General features: G+C 69.6%; 19 protein-coding genes. 8 read left to right on the top strand and 11 right to left on the bottom strand.

The features are described 5' to 3' along the window. Nucleotides 1-906: 906 nt before the first annotated feature. The 3 genes from ABEA39_RS09685 to ABEA39_RS09695 all read left to right on the top strand — a co-directional run bounded on the left by ABEA39_RS09685 (nt 907) and on the right by ABEA39_RS09695 (nt 2,981). Entirely contained in the window at nt 907-1,953 is a 1,047-nt protein-coding gene (locus tag ABEA39_RS09685) for a glycosyl hydrolase family 18 protein (protein WP_345375646.1), read from the top strand. Between the two features lie 102 nt (nt 1,954-2,055). Beyond that, nucleotides 2,056-2,346, top strand: a complete 291-nt coding sequence (locus tag ABEA39_RS09690; protein ID WP_345375647.1) for a hypothetical protein — start codon at nt 2,056-2,058, stop codon at nt 2,344-2,346. A gap of 44 nt (nt 2,347-2,390) precedes the next feature. Next, nucleotides 2,391-2,981: a GNAT family N-acetyltransferase gene (locus ABEA39_RS09695; protein WP_345375648.1), complete on the top strand. Its 591-nt coding sequence runs from the start codon at nt 2,391-2,393 to the stop codon at nt 2,979-2,981. Nucleotides 2,982-3,214: 233 nt separating this feature from the next. Here ABEA39_RS09695 and ABEA39_RS09700 read toward each other — a convergent pair whose 3' ends face one another. The 7 genes from ABEA39_RS09700 to ABEA39_RS09730 form a co-directional block, all read right to left on the bottom strand. Further along, nucleotides 3,215-3,910 carry a ScbR family autoregulator-binding transcription factor gene (locus ABEA39_RS09700; protein WP_345375649.1) on the bottom strand — a complete coding sequence of 232 codons (696 nt, stop codon included), beginning with the start codon at nt 3,908-3,910 and terminating at the stop codon, nt 3,215-3,217. A gap of 316 nt (nt 3,911-4,226) precedes the next feature. Then, a complete protein-coding gene (locus ABEA39_RS09705; protein ID WP_345375650.1) occupies nt 4,227-5,177 on the bottom strand; it encodes a GH25 family lysozyme in 951 nt (316 codons plus the stop codon). A gap of 13 nt (nt 5,178-5,190) precedes the next feature. Further along, on the bottom strand, nt 5,191-6,276 hold the full coding sequence (locus tag ABEA39_RS09710) for an alkene reductase (RefSeq protein WP_345375651.1): 1,086 nt from the start codon (nt 6,274-6,276) through the stop codon (nt 5,191-5,193). A gap of 92 nt (nt 6,277-6,368) precedes the next feature. Continuing rightward, entirely contained in the window at nt 6,369-6,725 is a 357-nt protein-coding gene (locus tag ABEA39_RS09715) for a PRC-barrel domain-containing protein (protein WP_345375652.1), read from the bottom strand. Nucleotides 6,726-6,986: 261 nt separating this feature from the next. Further along, nucleotides 6,987-7,133 carry a hypothetical protein gene (locus ABEA39_RS09720; RefSeq protein ID WP_345375653.1) on the bottom strand — a complete coding sequence of 49 codons (147 nt, stop codon included), beginning with the start codon at nt 7,131-7,133 and terminating at the stop codon, nt 6,987-6,989. A 91-nt stretch (nt 7,134-7,224) separates the two neighbouring features. Then, nucleotides 7,225-7,389 (bottom strand): hypothetical protein, encoded by a 165-nt coding sequence (locus tag ABEA39_RS09725; protein ID WP_345375654.1) that lies wholly within the window; start codon nt 7,387-7,389, stop codon nt 7,225-7,227. Nucleotides 7,390-7,581: 192 nt separating this feature from the next. Next, nucleotides 7,582-8,085 (bottom strand): MarR family winged helix-turn-helix transcriptional regulator, encoded by a 504-nt coding sequence (locus ABEA39_RS09730; RefSeq protein WP_345375655.1) that lies wholly within the window; start codon nt 8,083-8,085, stop codon nt 7,582-7,584. A gap of 298 nt (nt 8,086-8,383) precedes the next feature. Between ABEA39_RS09730 and ABEA39_RS09735 the strand changes: the two genes are divergently transcribed. Both ABEA39_RS09735 and ABEA39_RS09740 read left to right on the top strand, forming a co-directional pair. Beyond that, on the top strand, nt 8,384-10,066 hold the full coding sequence (locus tag ABEA39_RS09735) for a flavin monoamine oxidase family protein (protein WP_345375656.1): 1,683 nt from the start codon (nt 8,384-8,386) through the stop codon (nt 10,064-10,066). Nucleotides 10,067-10,078: 12 nt separating this feature from the next. Then, on the top strand, nt 10,079-10,900 hold the full coding sequence (locus ABEA39_RS09740; RefSeq protein WP_345375657.1) for a carbon-nitrogen hydrolase family protein: 822 nt from the start codon (nt 10,079-10,081) through the stop codon (nt 10,898-10,900). A 197-nt stretch (nt 10,901-11,097) separates the two neighbouring features. On the opposite strand, the gene ABEA39_RS09745 is transcribed toward ABEA39_RS09740, so the two are convergent. Further along, nucleotides 11,098-11,670 carry a helix-turn-helix domain-containing protein gene (locus tag ABEA39_RS09745; RefSeq protein WP_345375658.1) on the bottom strand — a complete coding sequence of 191 codons (573 nt, stop codon included), beginning with the start codon at nt 11,668-11,670 and terminating at the stop codon, nt 11,098-11,100. A gap of 95 nt (nt 11,671-11,765) precedes the next feature. On the opposite strand from ABEA39_RS09745, the gene ABEA39_RS09750 reads away from it, so the two are divergent. Then, nucleotides 11,766-13,136: an NtaA/DmoA family FMN-dependent monooxygenase gene (locus ABEA39_RS09750; protein WP_345375659.1), complete on the top strand. Its 1,371-nt coding sequence runs from the start codon at nt 11,766-11,768 to the stop codon at nt 13,134-13,136. A gap of 181 nt (nt 13,137-13,317) precedes the next feature. Here ABEA39_RS09750 and ABEA39_RS09755 read toward each other — a convergent pair whose 3' ends face one another. Next, nucleotides 13,318-14,433: a hypothetical protein gene (locus ABEA39_RS09755; RefSeq protein WP_345375660.1), complete on the bottom strand. Its 1,116-nt coding sequence runs from the start codon at nt 14,431-14,433 to the stop codon at nt 13,318-13,320. Between the two features lie 243 nt (nt 14,434-14,676). Here ABEA39_RS09755 and ABEA39_RS09760 point away from each other — a divergent pair, with 243 nt between their 5' ends. Further along, nucleotides 14,677-15,417 (top strand): MBL fold metallo-hydrolase, encoded by a 741-nt coding sequence (locus tag ABEA39_RS09760; protein WP_345375661.1) that lies wholly within the window; start codon nt 14,677-14,679, stop codon nt 15,415-15,417. Nucleotides 15,418-15,596: 179 nt separating this feature from the next. Here the strand turns inward: ABEA39_RS09760 and ABEA39_RS09765 are convergent, their stop codons facing one another. After that, a complete protein-coding gene (locus ABEA39_RS09765) occupies nt 15,597-16,307 on the bottom strand; it encodes an SDR family oxidoreductase (protein WP_345375662.1) in 711 nt (236 codons plus the stop codon). Nucleotides 16,308-16,344: 37 nt separating this feature from the next. Between ABEA39_RS09765 and ABEA39_RS09770 the strand changes: the two genes are divergently transcribed. Next, nucleotides 16,345-16,542, top strand: a complete 198-nt coding sequence (locus tag ABEA39_RS09770; RefSeq protein WP_345375663.1) for a hypothetical protein — start codon at nt 16,345-16,347, stop codon at nt 16,540-16,542. 43 nt (nt 16,543-16,585) lie between these two features. On the opposite strand, the gene ABEA39_RS09775 is transcribed toward ABEA39_RS09770, so the two are convergent. Then, nucleotides 16,586-17,779, bottom strand: a complete 1,194-nt coding sequence (locus ABEA39_RS09775) for a GAF domain-containing protein (protein ID WP_345375664.1) — start codon at nt 17,777-17,779, stop codon at nt 16,586-16,588. Nucleotides 17,780-17,801: the final 22 nt, after the last annotated feature.

Raw genomic sequence — 17,801 nt, forward strand, 5'->3', positions numbered from 1 at the left:
GGTGCTCGGGTGAGCACTCCGTGCCGGCTTCGGGGCCGGCCCGGATCCCTCCGCATCGATTTCGGGACCGATGCGGCCGGTGGTTCGGTTCGGGTGGAGCGTGTCGTTCGGGTGACGCTTTTCGGGTGAAGCGGGTGTTCGGGTGATGCGGTGGCCCCGACTGTTCGGCGACTCCCGGTTCGGGTGGGAGTCGATGACCTGTCGAGGCGTGGCCTAGCTAACCCGTCATTTACGAGGGGGAATACCCCCGCGAATGGGGGGCCTTCGTTGGCCACCCCCATCTTGCCCCCCTCACCCCCCTCGATGTAAAGGGGACATTCCGAACGAATCTGATCGGTTCTCGGTTCGGACTCAGAAAAGCCGCGACGTACCCCGCCTCCTGGGACTGTCCGGGGGACGTTCGGAGGGTTATGTTTTGAGCACCCCTCCGACTCTGGGGGACGCCTCCCCTCTCGTGACGAAACGATCCTTCGATGCCTGCCGCCACCCCCCAGCCCGATCAGCTCTGCCTCTGCGGGCACCCGTTCGCCGCTCATGAGCACTATCGGCGCGGAACCGACTGCAGTCTCTGCGCGTGCAAGCGCTTTCGACCCCGCGAATAACCGTTCAGATCACCCTGAACCCCGACCTGTCCGCACAAGTGCCGACAGAGACCTTTCGGGGGGTATCCGAGGGTTCGAGCCGTGTCCTCCTTTTTGCCGACAAAGTGGTCGTCTGTACCCCCTTTTTCGAGGGGTCTCATCCGACTCATAGGGTTCCGGGTGGGCCTTTTGGGGGACCGGAGTGCCGACTAGGGTCCTCCTTTCTGCCGACCCGGGCATCCCGCCGTCTCGGGTCACCACCCCCGTTCTGGGGGTACCCGCAGGTCCCAGCAAGGTCGTGACGCGGCACCATTACCCTCGGCTCATGACACGACACCCCTTCCCGAGGCGCGGACGACGACGAGTCGCGACGGTCGCGCTGGCCCTCGGCGTGGGTCTTCTGAGCGTGGGATGCACCTCCCAGGCCTCCGCGCCGGCGAACACCGCCGTCATCCCCTCGTCCGTGGCCGTCGAAGGGTACGGCGTCGCCGGCGACGCGACCCTCACCGCCCTCGCGAAGGACAAAGGGGCGATCGACACCGTCGGGATCTCCGGTGTGAGCCTGACCGCCCAGGGCGCCGGCGTGGCGGCGTCGACCGACGAGGCGCTCTCCATCGCCGCGTCGGCGAAGCAGCAGGGCGTGAAGTCGGAGCTGCTGGTCAACAACGTCGACGCGAACGGCGGCGACTTCAGCGCGGAGCTCGCGTCCGACATGCTCTCGAGCGAGGACAACCGCCAGTTCGTCGTCGCCGGCCTGGCGGGGGAGGTCGACCACGGTGGCTACGACGGGATCCAGATCGACTTCGAGAACCTGCAGGAGTCGGATGCGGCGGATCTCGTCGCCTTCGCCAAGGAGTTGAGCGAGACCCTGCCGACTTCGGCGGCGATCTCGATGGCGCTGCCCGCGTCGACGACGGCCGACGGGTACCTCGCCGCCGGCTACGACGTCCGGGCCTTGAAATCGAGCGTCGCGCGCTTCGTCCTGATGGCCTACGACGAGCACGGTTCAGGGTTCAGTGCCGCAGGGCCGGTGGGGGGACTCCCCTGGGCCGAGCAGTCGCTCTCGGCACTGACGTCGTTCGTGAGCGCCTCGAAAGTCGACCTCGGGGTCGCCGGCTACGGCTACACCTGGAAGTCGAGCGGGTCCGGCGGCGTCGTGACGCCCGCTCAGGCCCGGGCGATGGCCGGCGACCGCGCCAACTGGGTCGCTGCGCAAGGGGAGTGGACCGCGAAGCTCGCCGACGGCACCGTCCTCTGGTGGTCCGACGCGCGGTCGCTGACCGTGCGGGCGAACATCGCCGCGACGAAGAAGTTGCACGGGGTGGCCCTCTGGCAGATGGCCTCGGGCGACGGGGTGACGAAGGCGAAGTAGTCGCCGACGAATGGGACGTCGGCTCTTGGCGCGTCGGGGCCCGTCGACGTAAGGTCTCCACTATCGAACATACGTTCGAATGAGAGGAGCGAGGTGGAGACCATGACCCGCGTCGACGAGAGGGTCACCGTGTGGGTGTCCGAGCAGGGCGTGCCGCAGAGACTCGTCTGGCGAGCCGAACGCTTCCGCGTCACCGACACCCCCACCCGGCTCAGCCCGACCTTCCCGGGCTGGCAGGTCGAGGCCGCCTTCGACGTCGCCATCACGCATCCCCCGACGCCGACCGAGGCCTGGCGATTCCAGGGCACCTCCGAGACCGGCGACACCCTCGTGTTCGACGTGAGCCGCGACCCGTGGGGGCAGCAGTGGCGACTCCTCCGCACCTACGCCTGATCCCACCCTGGTTCGGGCACCCGCCCACGCCCTAGTTTGAGGGCATGAGCATGGCCGAGAACCCCACCCTGACCGGAACGCGAGTCGAGCTCGCACCTCTGTCTCCGGAGCACGCGCCCGACCTGGCCGAGGCGGTCGCCGTCGACGACCTCTGGGCCACCTGGTACACGAGCATCCCGGCACCGGATCAGATGGAAGCCGAGATCGAAACCCGCCTCGACAAGCAGGCGGCGGGGCTCGTGGCCCCGTGGGCAGTGGTCGACCGGGCGTCGGGCAAAGCGGTCGGCATGACCACCTACCTCAACCTCGTCCCGGAGCACCGACGTCTCGAGATCGGCTCGACCTGGATCGGCCGGGCGAGCCAGCGCACCGGGCTGAACACCGAGGCCAAGCTCTTGCTGCTGACACGCGCCTTCGACGTGCTCGACTGCCAGGCCGTCGAGTTCCGCACGCATTGGCACAATCGTCAATCGCGCGCGGCGATCGCCGGCCTCGGCGCCAAACAGGACGGCGTGCTGCGCAACCACATGGTCTGGCGCGACGGGACCCTTCGCGACACGGTCGTCTTCTCGATCGTCCGCAGCGAGTGGCCCACCGTGCGGCTCGACCTGTCGTCCCGCGTCGCGCGGCGCTGAGTCGCTGGGCGCCGAGTCGCTGGCCGCTGAGTCGCTGGCCGCAGGTCGCAGGGGTGCCGACCTCTGGCAGAAGAAGGGCCGGGCGGGCCCCTGGTTCCGCGCCCGGCCTCTTGCCCCGGTGTTGCACTCGGCCCCTCCGTGCCGACCATTCGATGGAACCATACCCTCGGGTACTTTTCCACCCCTCGAACGAGGCTGTTCGGTCGACTGCCGGTGGGGCGAGCTGCGGTCGGTCAGTCGTCGAGGAGCTCGAGCAGCGAACCGGCCGAGCCTCGGCGGTCGTCGGCAAGGATCCCCGGCAGGAGCATGGCGTAGACGTCTCGGAGGCGGTCGACGAGCGACGCTCGCCCGTCGAGTCCGGCGGAGACGACCTGCACGCCCGTGAACACCGACACGAAAGCCCGCGAGAGCCGCGTGGCTTCGAGGCCCGCGCGGACGTCGCCCTCGAGGATCGCCTGCTCGAACAGGCGGGTGTAGACCCCTTCGAGGAAGGCGTACGCCTGCTCGATGTCGAGGTGCGCGACCAGTTCTTCGGTGGTCAACTTCACGCCGGCCTGGACGACGACGTCCGAGCTGAGCATGCGCGCGATCGTCGACGAGAGGGAGACCAGCGTGCGGAGACCGGTGTCGCCGGCGGCGACCACGGTGGCGATGCCCGCCTCGATCACGCCCACCTCGGTGGAGATGACGGCGTTGGCGAGATCGTGCTTCGACGCGAAGTGGAAGTAGAGAGCGCCCTTCGTGACGCCGGCTTCGACGGCCACGACGTCGAGCGTGGTTCGGGCGTAGCCGCGTTCCGCGAAGACCGAGGCGGCAGCCCGGATGATCGCGGCCTGAGTGGCCTGGGCCCGCTCCTGCCGCGGGCGGGCGACCCGGGGCTCGCGGGGTTCTGGCTGGCGCTCCTGGTTCGGGCGCTCGTCGTTCGGCACGGATTCTCCGCCGTCAAAGGTGTTGAAGAGCCCCCGCCCACGGCGTCTACCCGTGCCGCACAAGCCTAGTCGCCCCCAGACCGGTGGCGCTGCTACGGGAGTTGCGGCACAGACCCTCGCCTGCGGCCCAGGATCCGCGCCGCGGACCAGAGTTTTCGCCGCATGCCAGGTTCCGGCAGCAGACCGGTGGCGCTGCTATGGGAGTTCCGGCACAGACCCTCGCCTGCGGCCCAGGATCCGCGCCGCGGACACCGACTCACCCCGGCTACCGTCGCTCGACGCCTACTGCGGCTCGACGCCTACCGTCGCTCGACGCCTACTGCGGTTCGACGCCCACCATCGGCAGCGTGAGGCCGATGGATGCCCGGAACGTCGACCGGGCGAGCGCGCGCAGCTCGGCGACCGACCCCCGGAACACGTCCTCGTCCGACGCGGCCGTGTCGCCCGGCGAACCGTCGGTGACCAGGGCGTACCGCGACCCGACGTTCGTGTACTGCCAGATCGTGTAGTGCTTCCAGGCCGCGGGCAGCGCACCCGGCCCGCTCCGGGCATCCGTCACGTATCGGGCGAGGTAGAGCGGATTGGAGCTGAAGGCGGTGCTGTCGGCCGTGCAGCGCATCCACCAGTTCGTCGTCGTGTAGAGGACGGGTAGACGGCCCGTGAAGGCGACGATCGTGTCGGAGAAGGACGCGATCCAGGTCACCATCTGGTCGGGTGTGAGCCCCCAGCACTTGTCGGTGCCGTCGGAGGCCGTGTAGGGGTCGTACTCCAGGTCGAGCAGGGCCGGGAGAGTCGTCGCCCCGTCGACGCGGGCTCCCCCGAGCGAGGCCATGGCCGCGACGAAGAACTCCGCCTGCGCCTGGCCGGTGGACACGTTCGGCTTCGCGAAGTGGAAAGCGCCTCGGACAAGGCCGGCGCGCGCCGCCCCGGTGTACTGCTCGACGAGGCGCGCGTTGGTGTACGTCACGCCCTCGGTCGCCTTGATGTAGGCGAACCGTGCGCCGGCGGCACGCACCTTCGTCCAGTCGACCCCGTGCTGGTAGGCGCTGACGTCGATGCCGGGAACGCCGACCGTCGGGGCCACGATCGTGGGGGATGCGCCGCCCGGCTCCGACTTGATCTGCGCGGTCGCGAGCGCGGCGGCCCGGGCGGCGGGGCCCCCGTGGGCACCGAGCGTCGTGCTCGAGACTCCGCCGAGTGCAAAGGCCGCGGCCGCGACGAGGGCGCCGAGGGAGGCCACCGCCCGCCGCGGCCGGAACTGCGTCATCGCGAGGCGACGGCTATGCGTCGGCTCCGACCGACAGGGTCGGGTAGTCGGTGTAGCCGTGGGCGCCGTCGGAGTAGAAGGTCGACGGGTCGGGCGCGTTCTCGTCCGCCTCGGCCTTCCAGCGCTCGGCGAGGTCGGGGTTCGCGATCACGAGGCGGCCGACCGCCACGGCGTCGGCGTGCGCACCGTCGACGAGGGCGATCGCCTCGTCGCGCGTGGTCACCTGACCGAAGCCGGAGTTGACGATGAAGCCGCCGTCGAACCGCGAGCGGATGTGCTGCACGAACTCGCCCGCCGGGTCGTGGTGGAGGATGCTGAGGTAGGCGAGCCCGATCCCGCCGATGCCGTCGAGCAGCGCGTCGTAGGTGGCCTTCGTCTCGGCGGCATCCTCTTCGAGGACCCCCTGGATGTTGTGCGACGGCGAGAGGCGGATGCCGGTCCGGCCCGCGCCGATCGCCTCGCGGATCGCCTTGACGACCTCGACGACGTAGCGAGCGCGGTTCTCCGGGCTGCCGCCGTACTGGTCGTCGCGGACGTTCGACGCGGGCGAGAGGAACTCGTGCAGGAGGTAGCCGTTGGCGCCGTGGACCTCGATGCCGTCGAAGCCGGCTCGGATCGCGTTGCGGGCGCCGAAGACGAGCGCCTCCTTGGTGGACTCGAGCTCGTCGGGGGTGAGGGCGTGCGGCACCGGGAACGGCAGCTTGCCCTTGCCGGTGTGCACCTCGCCGTCGATGGCGAGTGCACTCGGGGCGACGATCCGATCGGTGCCGGTGAGCTCGGTGTGCGAGACGCGACCGCCGTGCATCAGCTGCATCACGATCAGGCCGCCGCGCGCATGGACTGCGTCGGTGACGACCCGCCAGGCCTCGACCTGCTCTTCGGTCTCGATGCCGGGCTGTCCGGCGAAGGCCTTGCCCTCGAGGATCGGCCAGACGCCCTCGGTCACGATCAGGCCGAGCGAGGCGCGCTGCGCGTAGTACTCGGCGACGAGTTCTCCGGGCACTCCCGTCTCACTCGACCTCATGCGGGTCAGCGGAGCCATGGTGATGCGGTTGGCGAGGTTCAGATCACCGAGGGAGAGCGGGGAGAACAGATCCATTGAGCGGAAGCCTTTCGTGGTCGTCGAGGTCCACGAATCGAACCGGGACGACCACGAGGCTATTCCATCGGCCTGAACGGCCGGGGCCGGCCTCAGCGGCGGCCGAGGCGCCGTTCGCCCGACGTACCGGCCGAATAGGTCAGGCCGTAGTGCTGGTAGATCTCGGGCTCCTTCGACGCCTCGAGCTCGCCGTCGGTGTCGATCGACGGGGCGTCTTTGATGACCTTCTTGCCGTAGGCGACCTTCAAGTACTTCGGCGAAGTGAGCACACCTTCCAGCGGCACGAAAGTGAGGCGCTTGCCGCCGAGGAGGCCCATCTGCACGGTGGCGAAGGCCGGCTTCTCGGTGGCGGTATCGAAGTAGTAGCTCTCGAGGGTGCCGACCTTGTCGCCGTCCTGGTCGACGACGTTGAGGCCGAGCCACTCTCGGATGTTTTCGGGTTCGAACATGGCGTGCGCCTCTCGTGCGCGGGGAACGGATCCGCGTCTGATGTCGAAGCTAGTCCGACCGGCTGAAGGAAGGAAAGAGACGAGCGCCCCACCCGGTGAGGTCACGATCCGCCCTGCCCGTGAAGACGATCGGATCGCGACCCGGTCGAGGCCGGTGTGACGCTTCCGAGTGTCCGCCCATCTCGCCCGGGGTTCAATCCCGGCCGTCTAGCTAGTTGCGCTAGCGAAAATCGGCAAGGCGGACGGCGGGATACACGGGGCTCAGTCCCAGTCGTCGTCCCAGTCGCTGTCGGCCAGCGACAGGTCGTAGAACGGCCGGTGGTCGACCACGTCGCGCACCGTGCTGACGAGCGCCTCGTGCGAGAGGCCTGCGAGGGCGGCGTTCGCGACTCCCGACGCGGGGCGCATCAGAGCGCGTCCGCATCGAGCAGCTCGCGGATGTCGATCGGCTGCGTGGCGGCGAGCTCGTAATCGACCGGGGCGACGGCGTCGACGGGGTTCATGCGAGCACCCCCAGCGCGACGAGGCACGCGGCGATCAGAGAGCCGGTGGCCGCGACGGTCGAGACCGCGATGACCGCGAGGGTGCGGTTGCGGTCGATCTCGCGGATCTCGGAGAAGGGGCTGAGAGCGTCGGCACGGCGCTCGATCTTGTGGAGGGTCATCTTCGAACTCGCTTCTGGCGGCCTGCAACCGCCCGAGAACCAATGGGGTGATGTCACTCCGCCGTGAACCGGGGTGACTCCCTCATTGTGCACTCGGTTAGCTAGTCGAACTAGCTATTCGACCTCACAGTGCGTTAATTGACCTTTCCGCAGCCCGCCCGCGCGACGCCGGCGTCCCGTCACCACGTGCCGTCACTCGTCGGCGTCGACGTCGGCGACGGCCTCGGTCATCGCCTCGAGGAACTGCGCGACGTAGGCGGCCCCTTCGGGCGGCAGGGATTCGGCGATCGTGATCATCCGGGCATGCATCCCCGAGAGCGTCGCCCGCACCTCCTCGTTGCTGTCCTCCGTCGCCGTGAGGAGGACGGCGCGACCGTCGGTCGGGTGGCTGTGCCGCTGCAGGTGCCCGCTCTCGACGAGACGGTTGATCAGCACCGACGTCGACGCGGTGGTGATCCCGAGGTGGTTGGCCAGCTGTTTCGGCGTCACCGTCTTCGCGTGACGCTCCGACTGGAGGAGGAAACGGATCGCTTTGAGGTCGGTCTCGCCCATCTTCATCGAGGTGCGGGTCCGGCGGCGCATCTCGGACTCGGCGGCCCGATAGCGGCGCAGGGCGTTGAGCACGTCGACGCCGCGCTGCTCGCTGGAGGCGGCGTACCAGTACCCGGAGGCGTCGAAGGTGACCGTGTCGGACATAGGCCCAGAGTAGGCGATTCCCCTAGAACGTCTAGCCGGATTCAGAGCGTCTCGCCGATTCCGATTCCGGCCGGCGAAATCGGCCGTAGCGCTGTCCGAAGAAGAGAGCCCCCGCGCTCAGAGGCTGCAGGGGCTCCCAGCCGGCTCGATCGACGGTTTCGGCTTCACGGGCAGGGCCGTCGATCGAGGTCACTCCGGTGACCGCACTAGGTGCTTTCCAGCTGGACCCAGCCAAACACATCGAGCGCGGATCGTCCAGACGCCTTCGTCGGAAACACAGGAAGGGGATCATGGGCGGATGACACCGCGCACCCCCGATGCCGTGACCGTGTTCGGCCCCGACTTCCCCTTCGCCTACGACGACTGGCTGACGGCTCCCGAAGGCGTCGGCAGCATCCCGCCCGAGCACCACGGAGCCGAGGTCGCGATCGTCGGCGGCGGCCTCTCCGGCCTCGTCGCCGCCCACGAGCTGCTGCGGCTCGGCCTCAAGCCGGTCGTCTACGAGGGTGCGCGCCTCGGTGGACGCCTCCGCTCCGAGCACTTCGGCGGCCCCGACGGGCCGGTGGCCGAGATGGGCGGGATGCGCTTCCCGATCTCCTCGTCGACCTTCTTCCACTACGTCCGCACGCTCGGCCTCGCCACCGCCCCTTTTCCGAACCCCCTGACCCCCGCCTCCCGCAGCACCGTGGTGGATCTCGAGGGCGAGACCTTCTACGCGACCTCCCTCGACGACCTGCCGGACCTGTTCCGCGAGGTGGCGGACGCCTGGGACGGCGCTCTCGACCGGATCCTCCACCTCGGGGGGCTGCAGGCCGCGATCCGCCGCCGCGACACCGGTGCCCTCAAGGCGATCTGGGACGCCCTCGTGCCGCTCTGGGACGACCGCAGCTTCTACGACTTCGTCGCCACGAGCGAGGAGTTCCAGGCCCTGTCGTTCCGGCACCGCGAGGTCTTCGGACAGGTCGGCTTCGGCACCGGCGGCTGGGACTCCGACTTCGCCAACTCGATGCTCGAGATCCTCCGGGTGGTCGTCACGAACTGCGACAGCGACCAGCACCTGATCCGGGGCGGGGCCGACCAGGTGCCGCGGGGGCTGTGGAGTCGCCGGGTGGACGACGCGGCGCACTGGCCGGAGGGGACGAGCGTGGAGTCGCTCAACGGGGGCTCTCCGCGGGGCAGTGTGACGGGCATCCACCGGGTCCGGGATTCGGCGGGCACCGCGACCGATCGGATCGCCGTGACGGACGAGTCCGGCGAGACCCGCGAGTACCCGGCCGTGCTCGCCACCTGCCAGAGCTGGCTGCTCACGACGCAGATCGCCTGCGACGAGGAGCTCTTCTCGCAGAAGATGTGGATGGCGCTCGACCGGACGCGCTACATGCAGTCGTCGAAGACGTTCGTGATGGTCGACCGTCCGTTCTGGAACGACGTCGACCCGGCGACCGGCCGGCACGTGATGAGCATGACGCTGACGGATCGGCTGACCCGGGGCACGTACCTCTTCGAGGAGGGGCCCGAGGATCCCGCCGTCATCTGCCTGACCTACTCGTGGATGAGCGACGCCCTGAAGATGCTGCCGCACCCGGCCGAGCGGCGCATGGAGCTGGCGCTCGAAGCGCTCTCGCACATCTACCCCGGGCTCGACATCCGCAGCCACATCGTGGGCGACCCGATCACGGTGTCGTGGGAGGACGACGTGCACTTCCTCGGGGCGTTCAAGGGGGCGCTGCCCGGGCACTACCGGTACAACCACCGGATGTACTCGCACTTCGTGCAGCAGGCGATGCCGCCCGAGGAGCGCGGGCTGTTCATCGCGGGCGACGACGTGTCGTTCACGCCGGCCTGGGCCGAGGGCGCCGTGCAGACGTCGCTGAACTCGGTCTGGGGCATCATGGCGCACTTCGGCGGGTCCTCCCCCGCCACGAATCCGGGCCCGGGCGATCTGTTCGACGAGCTCGGGCCGATCCGGCTGCCCGACTGAGAGAGCGACGACATGACCGAAGAACCCGAGGGCGAGCGTGGGATGCTCGTCGCCCTCCTGCAATGCGAATCCCGTCCCCTCGACCTTCCCCGGAACCTCCGGCGGCTCGCCTCGGCCGCGGCGTCCGCCTCGGCGGCCGGAGCCGCGCTGCTCGTGTGCCCCGAGATGTTCTTGACCGGTTACGCGATCGGGCCGTCGGGCGTGCAGGGGCTCGCCATGGAGCTGTCGTCCGACCTCGCATCCGAGCCGATCCTGGCCGTCGCCGCCATCGCCCGGGAGTCGGGCGTCGCGATCGTGTGCGGGTTCCCGGAGCTGTCGGGGGCCGAGGTCTACAACGCCGTGGTCTTCGTGGACGGCTCCGGTCGGGTCGTCTCGACCTATCGGAAGACGCACCTGTTCGGCGAGCTCGACCGGTCGCAGTTCACCGCGTCTCGTGCTCCGTCCGTCGTCTTCGACTGGGAAGGGTGGAAGGTCGCGCTGCTGGTCTGCTACGACGTGGAGTTCCCCGAGACGGTCCGGCGGGCATCCCTCGACGGAGCCGACCTCGTGCTCGTGCCGACGGCGAACATGGTCGAGTACGACGTGGTGCCCGACCTGCTCGTGCCGGCGCGCGCCGTCGAGAACCAGGTGTTCGTGGCGTACGCGAACTACTGCGGCGCGGAGGGCTCGCTGACGTACGGCGGGCGGTCGCTGGTGGCCGGGCCGACCGGGGCGGTGCTCGCGTCGGCGGGTCGCGGCGAGGAACTGCTGTTCGCGCGGCTGTCGCGGGGAGCCCTTGCTACGTCGCGCGCCGCCTCCCCCTACCTCGCGGACCGCAACCCGGCTGCCTACTGACCTGCGTTCGTCCCTCCCTCCGTCCTTTCGTCGCAAATGTCGAGCGATCTGCATCCGTCCGCCGACGGAGGCCCGGAACGGCGGCCCCGGCAGCCCGGATCACTCGCGATTTGCGACGTGGCCGGCGGGCGGGCGGGCGGAAGGGGGGAGGACGGGCACCACGTCCAGGCCGTGAAGAAGCGGGCCCTCACCGACCGTTAGGCGCGGGTCGAGACGAGGAGGAACGTCGCCGGCCCGTCGTTCGACTCCGGCGCACCCCACCAGTGCGGCACGCCCGGGTCGAGCGTCAGCGAGTCGCCGGCGGCGAGCGAGAGCGCGGGATGCCCGTCCCGATGCGCCACGACGGTGCCGGTCAGCACGTGCACGAACTCCTCCCCCGCGTGCTCGAACGGCGCCGCGTCGGAGGACCCCGGCTCCGCCGTGAAGAGGTAGACCTCGAGCTTCGACCCCGGACCGCCGGAGAGGAGCTGCGCGGTGGGCGTGCCGGCCTCCTCGCCCGAGTGCAGGAGCAGCGGGGACCCGGACGTGACGCGCGCGCCCGCGGGAGCAGCGGCGAAAGCCGGCGGCAGCAGCTCGCCCGGCGCGACGTCGAGTGCCGTCGCCAGCGCGTACAGCGTGGCGATGCTCGGCTGCAGGAGACCGTTCTCGAGCTTGGACAGGAACGGCTGCGAGACCCCGGCCGAGGAGGCCAGCGCCCTCATCGACAGCCCGCGCGCCGAGCGGAGCGCGTGCACCGACCGGCCGATCGCCGGCCCCGGGGAGTCATCCACGCGCATCCCTCGCTCTCTCGCTTGCCGTTTCGATAACCACAGGTTATCGTCAGTGTGATTACTCGAGGTTATCAACATTCATCGGAACGAGACCCATGACCAAGCAGATCGTCCTCGGCGCGTTCGAGGAGTTCACGCCGAACTTCATCAGCAACGCCTGGCACCACCCTCGCGGCGACACGTCGGGCTTCGCCAGCCTCGAGTACTGGCAGGAGATGGCGCGGAAGCTCGATGCGGCGGGCTTCGACTTCCTGTTCCTGGCGGAGGCCCTCGGCTACCCGATGACCCACGACGGCGACGTGCCCGAGGTCGTGATCCGAGAGGCCGTGCAGGTGCCGGTGCACGACCCGATGGCGCTCGTGAGCGGGTTGGCCGCGACGGTGGAACGGCTCGGCTTCGTGGTCACCGCTTCGACGACGGCTCAGCATCCCTATCTCAATGCCCGCACCTTCACGACCCTCGACCACCTCACGAAGGGCCGGATCGCCTGGAACGTCGTGACGAGCGACAACCAGGTCGCGCTGACGAAGCTGCTCGGGCAGACGCTCACCCCGCACGACGAGCGCTACAAGCGGGCCACCGAGTTCGTCGAGCTGTCGCTCGAACTGTGGGAGGGCGGCTGGGACGACGACGCGGTGGTCTACGACAAGGCCACCCGCACGTTCGCCAACCCGGCGAAGGTGCATCGGATCACGCACGACGGCGACTACTTCCAGCTCGACGGGTACTTCCCGGCCGTGCCCAGCGTGCAGCGCACGCCGCTGCTGCTGCAGGCGGGTTCGTCGCCTGCGGGCAAGGCGTTCGCCGGGCGGTTCGCCGAGTGCGTGTTCATCCAGGACCGCGACCTCGACGCCGCCGCCGCCAACGTCGCTTCGCTGCGGGCCCTCGCGGCCTCGAACGGCCGCGACCCGCACGACATCAAGGTGATCGACGCGGTGTCGATCATCGTCGGCGCGACGGAAGACGAGGCCGCCCGCCTGAGGGCCGAGCTCGACGCCACCCCCTCGCGCGAGGCGGCAGCAGCGCTGTTCATGGGGTGGAGCGGCGTCGACCTGATGTCGTTCCCGCTCGAGGCGACACTCGCCGAGGTCACCACCGAGGTCGGCCAGACGATGCTGTCGATGTTCCAGCAGGGCGACGAGAGCCCGACCGTGGCCGAGATCCTCGACCGGATCACGACGGCGATCGGCGGGATGCGCGTCACCGGCACGGCCGCATCGGTCGCCGACCAGCTGCAGGAGATCGTCGACCACACCGACATCGACGGCTTCCTGATCGAATACACCTACGGCGGCATCGAGAGCTATCGCGACTTCATCGACGAGGTCATGCCGTTGCTGAAAGAGCGGGGGATGCTCCCGCCCACGCCCCGCGGAGGCACCATGCGCCAGCGGATCCTCGGTCGCACCGAGTCGCACTTGCCGGCGTCGCACCCCGGTGCGGCGTTCCGCCCCTCCCGCCCCTAGCTGCCCGTCCGTCCCGTCTCGACGCGTCCTATGTCGCAAATCGCGAGCGATCCGGGCCGCCGGGGCCGCCGTTGCGGGCCTCCGGCGGCGGAACGACGCAGATCGCTCGACATTTGCGACGAAAGAGGATGAGGCAGCAGCAGCAGCAGCGGAACGGAGGGGAGGAGAAGGAGGCCGCGCGTCAGACCGACGTCAGCCGCAAGAACACGTAGCGATCCGTCTCGGAGCCGCTCTGCACTCCGGTCGCGCTGAGCAGGACGTCGCGAACGGAGCCGTCCGAAGGCCGCACCCGCGTGCGCAGCGGGTCGACGGCGACGGTCGTGCGAGTCGCGGCATCGTGCAAGTACGCCTCCACCTCGGCCCGATCACCGGGTGCGAAGAGGTCGAGGAAGGAGCCGTCGGTCAGCGGCGGCAACCCCGCCAGCGACCACCCCTCGGTGACGAGATAGACGTCCCAGGTGCGGGTGTCAACCGCGCACATGGCGCTGTCGGTGTTCAGTTCGAGCACGGCCCGCAGGAAGTCGTCCGACTTCACGGTGGCGATGCCCGGGTGGTAGTCGGCCTGGACGTCCTCGGCCTCGTGCACGACGCCGCGCAGGTAGAACACCTCGTCGCCCTTCTGACCGGCGGCCCGCCCGGCGACGCGCAGGGTCTTCGTGCCGCGACGGCCCGTACCCTGCCCCGTCACCACGTCGTACGTGATCGAGTGCAGCTCGGGTGCGACGGCCGTGATGACTTCGTCGACGATCACGCGGAACCGGGCTCGGTCCTTCGGCGCGACGAGGTCGTTGTACCAGAGGGGCGCGACGAACGACCGCACCGAGTCGTCGTACTCCGTCTTCGCGAACTCGTACAGCTCGAACATCGCGCGATCCCAATACAGGCGGATGCCCGACCCGGGGCCCTCTCCGACGACGATCTTCCACTCCAGCGACCCGACGACCGGACGCTCGGGCCGCTCCTCGTCGGCCCGGTGCACGATGCCGTGCGCCGCGAAGACCTCGTCGGTCAGCGGAGAGGTGATCACGTGGACCACGACGGACCACTCGACCCCGTCGACGACGGCGACCTCGTCGCGGTCGACCCGGTCGAGCATCGAGCGCTTCAGCGCGGGGATGAGGAGGTCGCGGGCGACGCGGCTCGAGAGCGCGCGGCGAAGGCTCGTGCCGGTGTAGATGTTCGTGCCGAGCGTCAGCAGCAGGCTGTCCTGGTCGACGAGGATCCACTCGCCGATGCCCGTGCGGACATCGGTCGGTGCTGGTGTGACGGGATCGGTTTCGGGTCGATCGTCGGGCATGGGTCCCCTCGTGATGCGCGTGCTGCCTCGATACTAGAGGTGGCGGTCTACCCCCGCCTCCCCGTACTATCAGAGCGCAGGATTCAGCCCTGCGAGGCTCGTACCCGACTGCCGGACGGCAGGAGTGGTGGTCGTCATGAGAGCGCCCCGAACGCTCTCCCATCACCCTGGAATCACGCCGTGCCCGAAACACACGTGTCCGACCTCCCTTCGCCCGATCGGCGAGGCGATGTCCGCACCCGAATGACCGAGGTCGCCGACGACCTCTTCTTCGTGCGCGGAATGTCGTCCAACTGGGTGATCATCGGCGGCTCCGACACGGCGACGTTGATCGACACCGGCTACCCGGGCGACGCCGAACTGCTCGACGCATCGGTCGAGGCGGCCGGCTTCAAGACCTGCGACGTGAGCTCGATCCTGGTCACTCACGCGCACGCCGACCACATCGGCAGTGCGGAGAGGTACCGGCGGGAGTTCGGCACGCGCATCCTCGCCCTCGACACCGAGGTGGGTCACCTCAAGCGCGAATTCCTCGAGCAGGTCAGCCCCAAGACGGCGCTGCCGCACCTGATCAAGCCCCGCTTCGCCCGGTGGATGCACATGGCCGTCCGCAAGGGACACGGACTCGACGACGTCACGGTCGCGCAGGCCGCCGCGGTTCCCGCCGAGCAGCCGCTGCCCTTCCCGGGAGCGCCGATCGCGATCCCGACGCCGGGGCACACCCGGGGACACGCGGCCTACTGGTTCGCCGAGGCGCGCATCCTCGTCAGCGGTGACGCTCTGATCACCGGGCACGAGACGTCCAAGCGCACGGGGCCGCAGATGCTGCACACGGTTTTCCACCACGACGAGCCCGGAGCCCTCCGGTCGCTCGCGCGGTTCGCCGGGCTCGACGCCCGCCTCGTCCTCCCCGGACACGGCGACGTCTGGTCGGGCGATCTGACGGTCGCGGTGAACAGGATGTCGGAAGGGGTGGCGGCGTGAACACGACGAAGTGGACACGTCTCACGGCCGAAGAGGCGGCTCAACGAAGGGGAACCGCTTCCGACCGGGCGATCCTCGCCCCGGGGAGGTCGACCGCGGGGGGCGGTCGGCCGGTCACCCGGGGCGAGGAGGAGTCTGTTCTCTAGGCACGCGGCGCCCGGCCCGTGGGATGCACGGGGCTAGTTGATCCCGCCGGCCACCGGCACGGTCGCGCCCGTCATGAACGTCGACTGCGACACCCAGTAGACGACCTCGGCGATCTCGTGCGGCTCGCCGGCCCGGCCCATGGGCACGCCGGCGACCATCGTGGCCTTGGCCTCGTCGGGCGTCTCGTCGAACATGTCCGTGGCGACGGGACCGGGAGCGACGATGTTCATGCGGATGCCGCGCGACGCCCACTCGCGGGCGAACGACCGGGCGAACCCGCCGAGGCCCGCCTTGGAGGCGACGTAGTTGGTCTGGCCGGGGACGCCGATGCCGGCGCTGACCGACGAGATCAGCACGATCGAGCCGGACTTCTGCTTCAGCATCGGCTTGAGGGCGGCCTTCGAAGCGAGCATCGGGCCGATCAGATTCGTGTCGACGACGGCGCGGATGTCGTCCTCGCTCATACGGAGGAACAGGTTGTCGCGCGTGATGCCGGACGACACGACGAGGACGTCGAGGCGTCCGTTCGCCTCGACGGCCTGCTTCACGACGGCCTCGAGCTGCTCGAGGCTGGTGACGTCGGCGACGGCGCCGGTCACGCCCTCGGGCACGCCGGAACCGCGGTGGGTCCCGATCACGTGGTGGCCCTTCTGGGCGTATTCGGTGGCGACGGCGGCGCCGATGCCCCGGGAGGCACCGACGACGACGACGGACAGGGGATCGGTGGAGGGTACGGAACTCATCCGATCACCGTACCGGGGCGCACCTAAGATCGGCCTCATGGCCCCTGCACCCGCGAAGCGCACCCCTGTCTGGCTCTGGTTCCTGTTCGGCGGCGGACTGGTCCTCGCTCTGATCGGCGGACTGCTCCGGTCGTCCGACACCGCGCTGGCCGGGCCGGTCGGGCTCCCGCTGTTCGTCGTCGGCATCCTCGCGGTCGTCGCGTTCTCCGTGCTGCGCGGGCGGGGCGGGCGCTAGCGCTCGCCCCTTTACCCCACAGCCGGGGGATGCACGGCCGCCGTCAGGCCAACGAGCCGTTCCACAGATGCGCCTGCACGCCCTGCGCCAGGCTGCGGAGCACGGCGGCGTCCTCGAGTGTGAACTGGCGCGGCTCCGGATCCATGATGCAGAGGGCCCCGACCCGCTGCCCGTCGGGGGACTCGATCGGATAGCCGGCGTAGAAGCGGACGGCCGGCTCGTCGCGCACCATCGAGTAGTCGGCGAACCGGGAGTCGAGCCGTGCATCCTCGATCACGAAGTGCGAAGCCTTCCGGATCGTCATGTCGCAGAACGCCTCGCTGCGGGGCAGGACGATCGGCTCGATGCCACTGGTCGACTTCATGATCTGCACGTCGCTGCGGACGAGCGTCACGGCGGCGATCATGGTGCCGAACGCCTGCCGAGCGGTCTCGGTGAGGCGGTCGAGGACGTGGTCGCGGTCCTGCTGCAGGTCGAGACGGTCGAGCGAGGACTGCCGGCCGAGCTCGTCGCGCGTGTCCGTCCCTCCGGCCGACGGTCGCCCGGGATCGAGGGTGCTGCTGATCCGATCGGCGATCGCCTCGGCCCAGACCTGGTAGATGTGCGGCCCTCGGGGTTCGTAGACCTCCTCGAGTGCCATCGGGATCAGATCGGCCCGGGGCCGGAGTGCGAGGACACCGCGCGTGACGGCGTTCATCTCGTCCACCTCCCGGTCGATCACCCGCGCGAGGAACCGCGGGAAATGCGGGTTGATCCCGAACCGTGGGATGGGCAGCAGGAAGATCTCGGTCGCGCGCGGAGCCTTTGCCTCGAGGTCGGCGAGGACTTCGTCGAGCGCGAGACGCCATTCGCGGAGGCCTGCCAGGGCCAGCGCCTCGTTCGCGCCGAGGGCGAGGAGCACGATGTCGAAGCGTCCGAGGTCCAGCCGCCCGAGCCCGTCGAGGCAGGAGACGGCCGTCATGTCGGGCGCGACCATGATGTCGACGTCGGTCGCACGGCCGGTGCGCGCCGACAGGCTCCGCGCGAGGTGACCGGAGAGCCCCAGGTCGTGGGTCACGACTCCGCGCCCGGTCGCGGCGCCGTCGCCTGCGATCAGCACCCGGTCCGGATTGGTGCCGGCGGCGTGGACGTGCGGGGAGTCCTTCGCCCGGACGCGTCTCCGCCACGAGTGCCGGCTCGTCTCCAGCCACAGCTCCACCAGGAGTCGGACGACGGAACGCTTGACTGCCTCGAGCATCTTCGGCCTCGCTCTTCGCGCG

Source organism: Frondihabitans cladoniiphilus, assembly GCF_039544345.1.
Taxonomy (GTDB): Bacteria; Actinomycetota; Actinomycetes; order Actinomycetales; family Microbacteriaceae; genus Frondihabitans; species Frondihabitans cladoniiphilus.

Bases quoted from the DNA above. Each gene is read 5' to 3' on its own strand.
- ABEA39_RS09715 (WP_345375652.1), bottom strand. From the start codon at position 6,725: ATGTTCGAACCCGAAAACATCCGAGAGTGGCTCGGCCTCAACGTCGTC.
- ABEA39_RS09695 (WP_345375648.1), top strand. From the start codon at position 2,391: ATGAGCATGGCCGAGAACCCCACCCTGACCGGAACGCGAGTCGAGCTC.
- ABEA39_RS09710 (WP_345375651.1), bottom strand. From the start codon at position 6,276: ATGGATCTGTTCTCCCCGCTCTCCCTCGGTGATCTGAACCTCGCCAAC.
- ABEA39_RS09690 (WP_345375647.1), top strand. From the start codon at position 2,056: ATGACCCGCGTCGACGAGAGGGTCACCGTGTGGGTGTCCGAGCAGGGC.
- ABEA39_RS09725 (WP_345375654.1), bottom strand. From the start codon at position 7,389: ATGACCCTCCACAAGATCGAGCGCCGTGCCGACGCTCTCAGCCCCTTC.
- ABEA39_RS09705 (WP_345375650.1), bottom strand. From the start codon at position 5,177: ATGACGCAGTTCCGGCCGCGGCGGGCGGTGGCCTCCCTCGGCGCCCTC.
- ABEA39_RS09770 (WP_345375663.1), top strand. From the start codon at position 16,345: ATGGCCCCTGCACCCGCGAAGCGCACCCCTGTCTGGCTCTGGTTCCTG.
- ABEA39_RS09760 (WP_345375661.1), top strand. From the start codon at position 14,677: ATGACCGAGGTCGCCGACGACCTCTTCTTCGTGCGCGGAATGTCGTCC.
- ABEA39_RS09720 (WP_345375653.1), bottom strand. From the start codon at position 7,133: ATGCGCCCCGCGTCGGGAGTCGCGAACGCCGCCCTCGCAGGCCTCTCG.
- ABEA39_RS09755 (WP_345375660.1), bottom strand. From the start codon at position 14,433: ATGCCCGACGATCGACCCGAAACCGATCCCGTCACACCAGCACCGACC.
- ABEA39_RS09685 (WP_345375646.1), top strand. From the start codon at position 907: ATGACACGACACCCCTTCCCGAGGCGCGGACGACGACGAGTCGCGACG.
- ABEA39_RS09735 (WP_345375656.1), top strand. From the start codon at position 8,384: ATGACACCGCGCACCCCCGATGCCGTGACCGTGTTCGGCCCCGACTTC.
- ABEA39_RS09750 (WP_345375659.1), top strand. From the start codon at position 11,766: ATGACCAAGCAGATCGTCCTCGGCGCGTTCGAGGAGTTCACGCCGAAC.
- ABEA39_RS09730 (WP_345375655.1), bottom strand. From the start codon at position 8,085: ATGTCCGACACGGTCACCTTCGACGCCTCCGGGTACTGGTACGCCGCC.
- ABEA39_RS09765 (WP_345375662.1), bottom strand. From the start codon at position 16,307: ATGAGTTCCGTACCCTCCACCGATCCCCTGTCCGTCGTCGTCGTCGGT.
- ABEA39_RS09740 (WP_345375657.1), top strand. From the start codon at position 10,079: ATGACCGAAGAACCCGAGGGCGAGCGTGGGATGCTCGTCGCCCTCCTG.
- ABEA39_RS09775 (WP_345375664.1), bottom strand. From the start codon at position 17,779: ATGCTCGAGGCAGTCAAGCGTTCCGTCGTCCGACTCCTGGTGGAGCTG.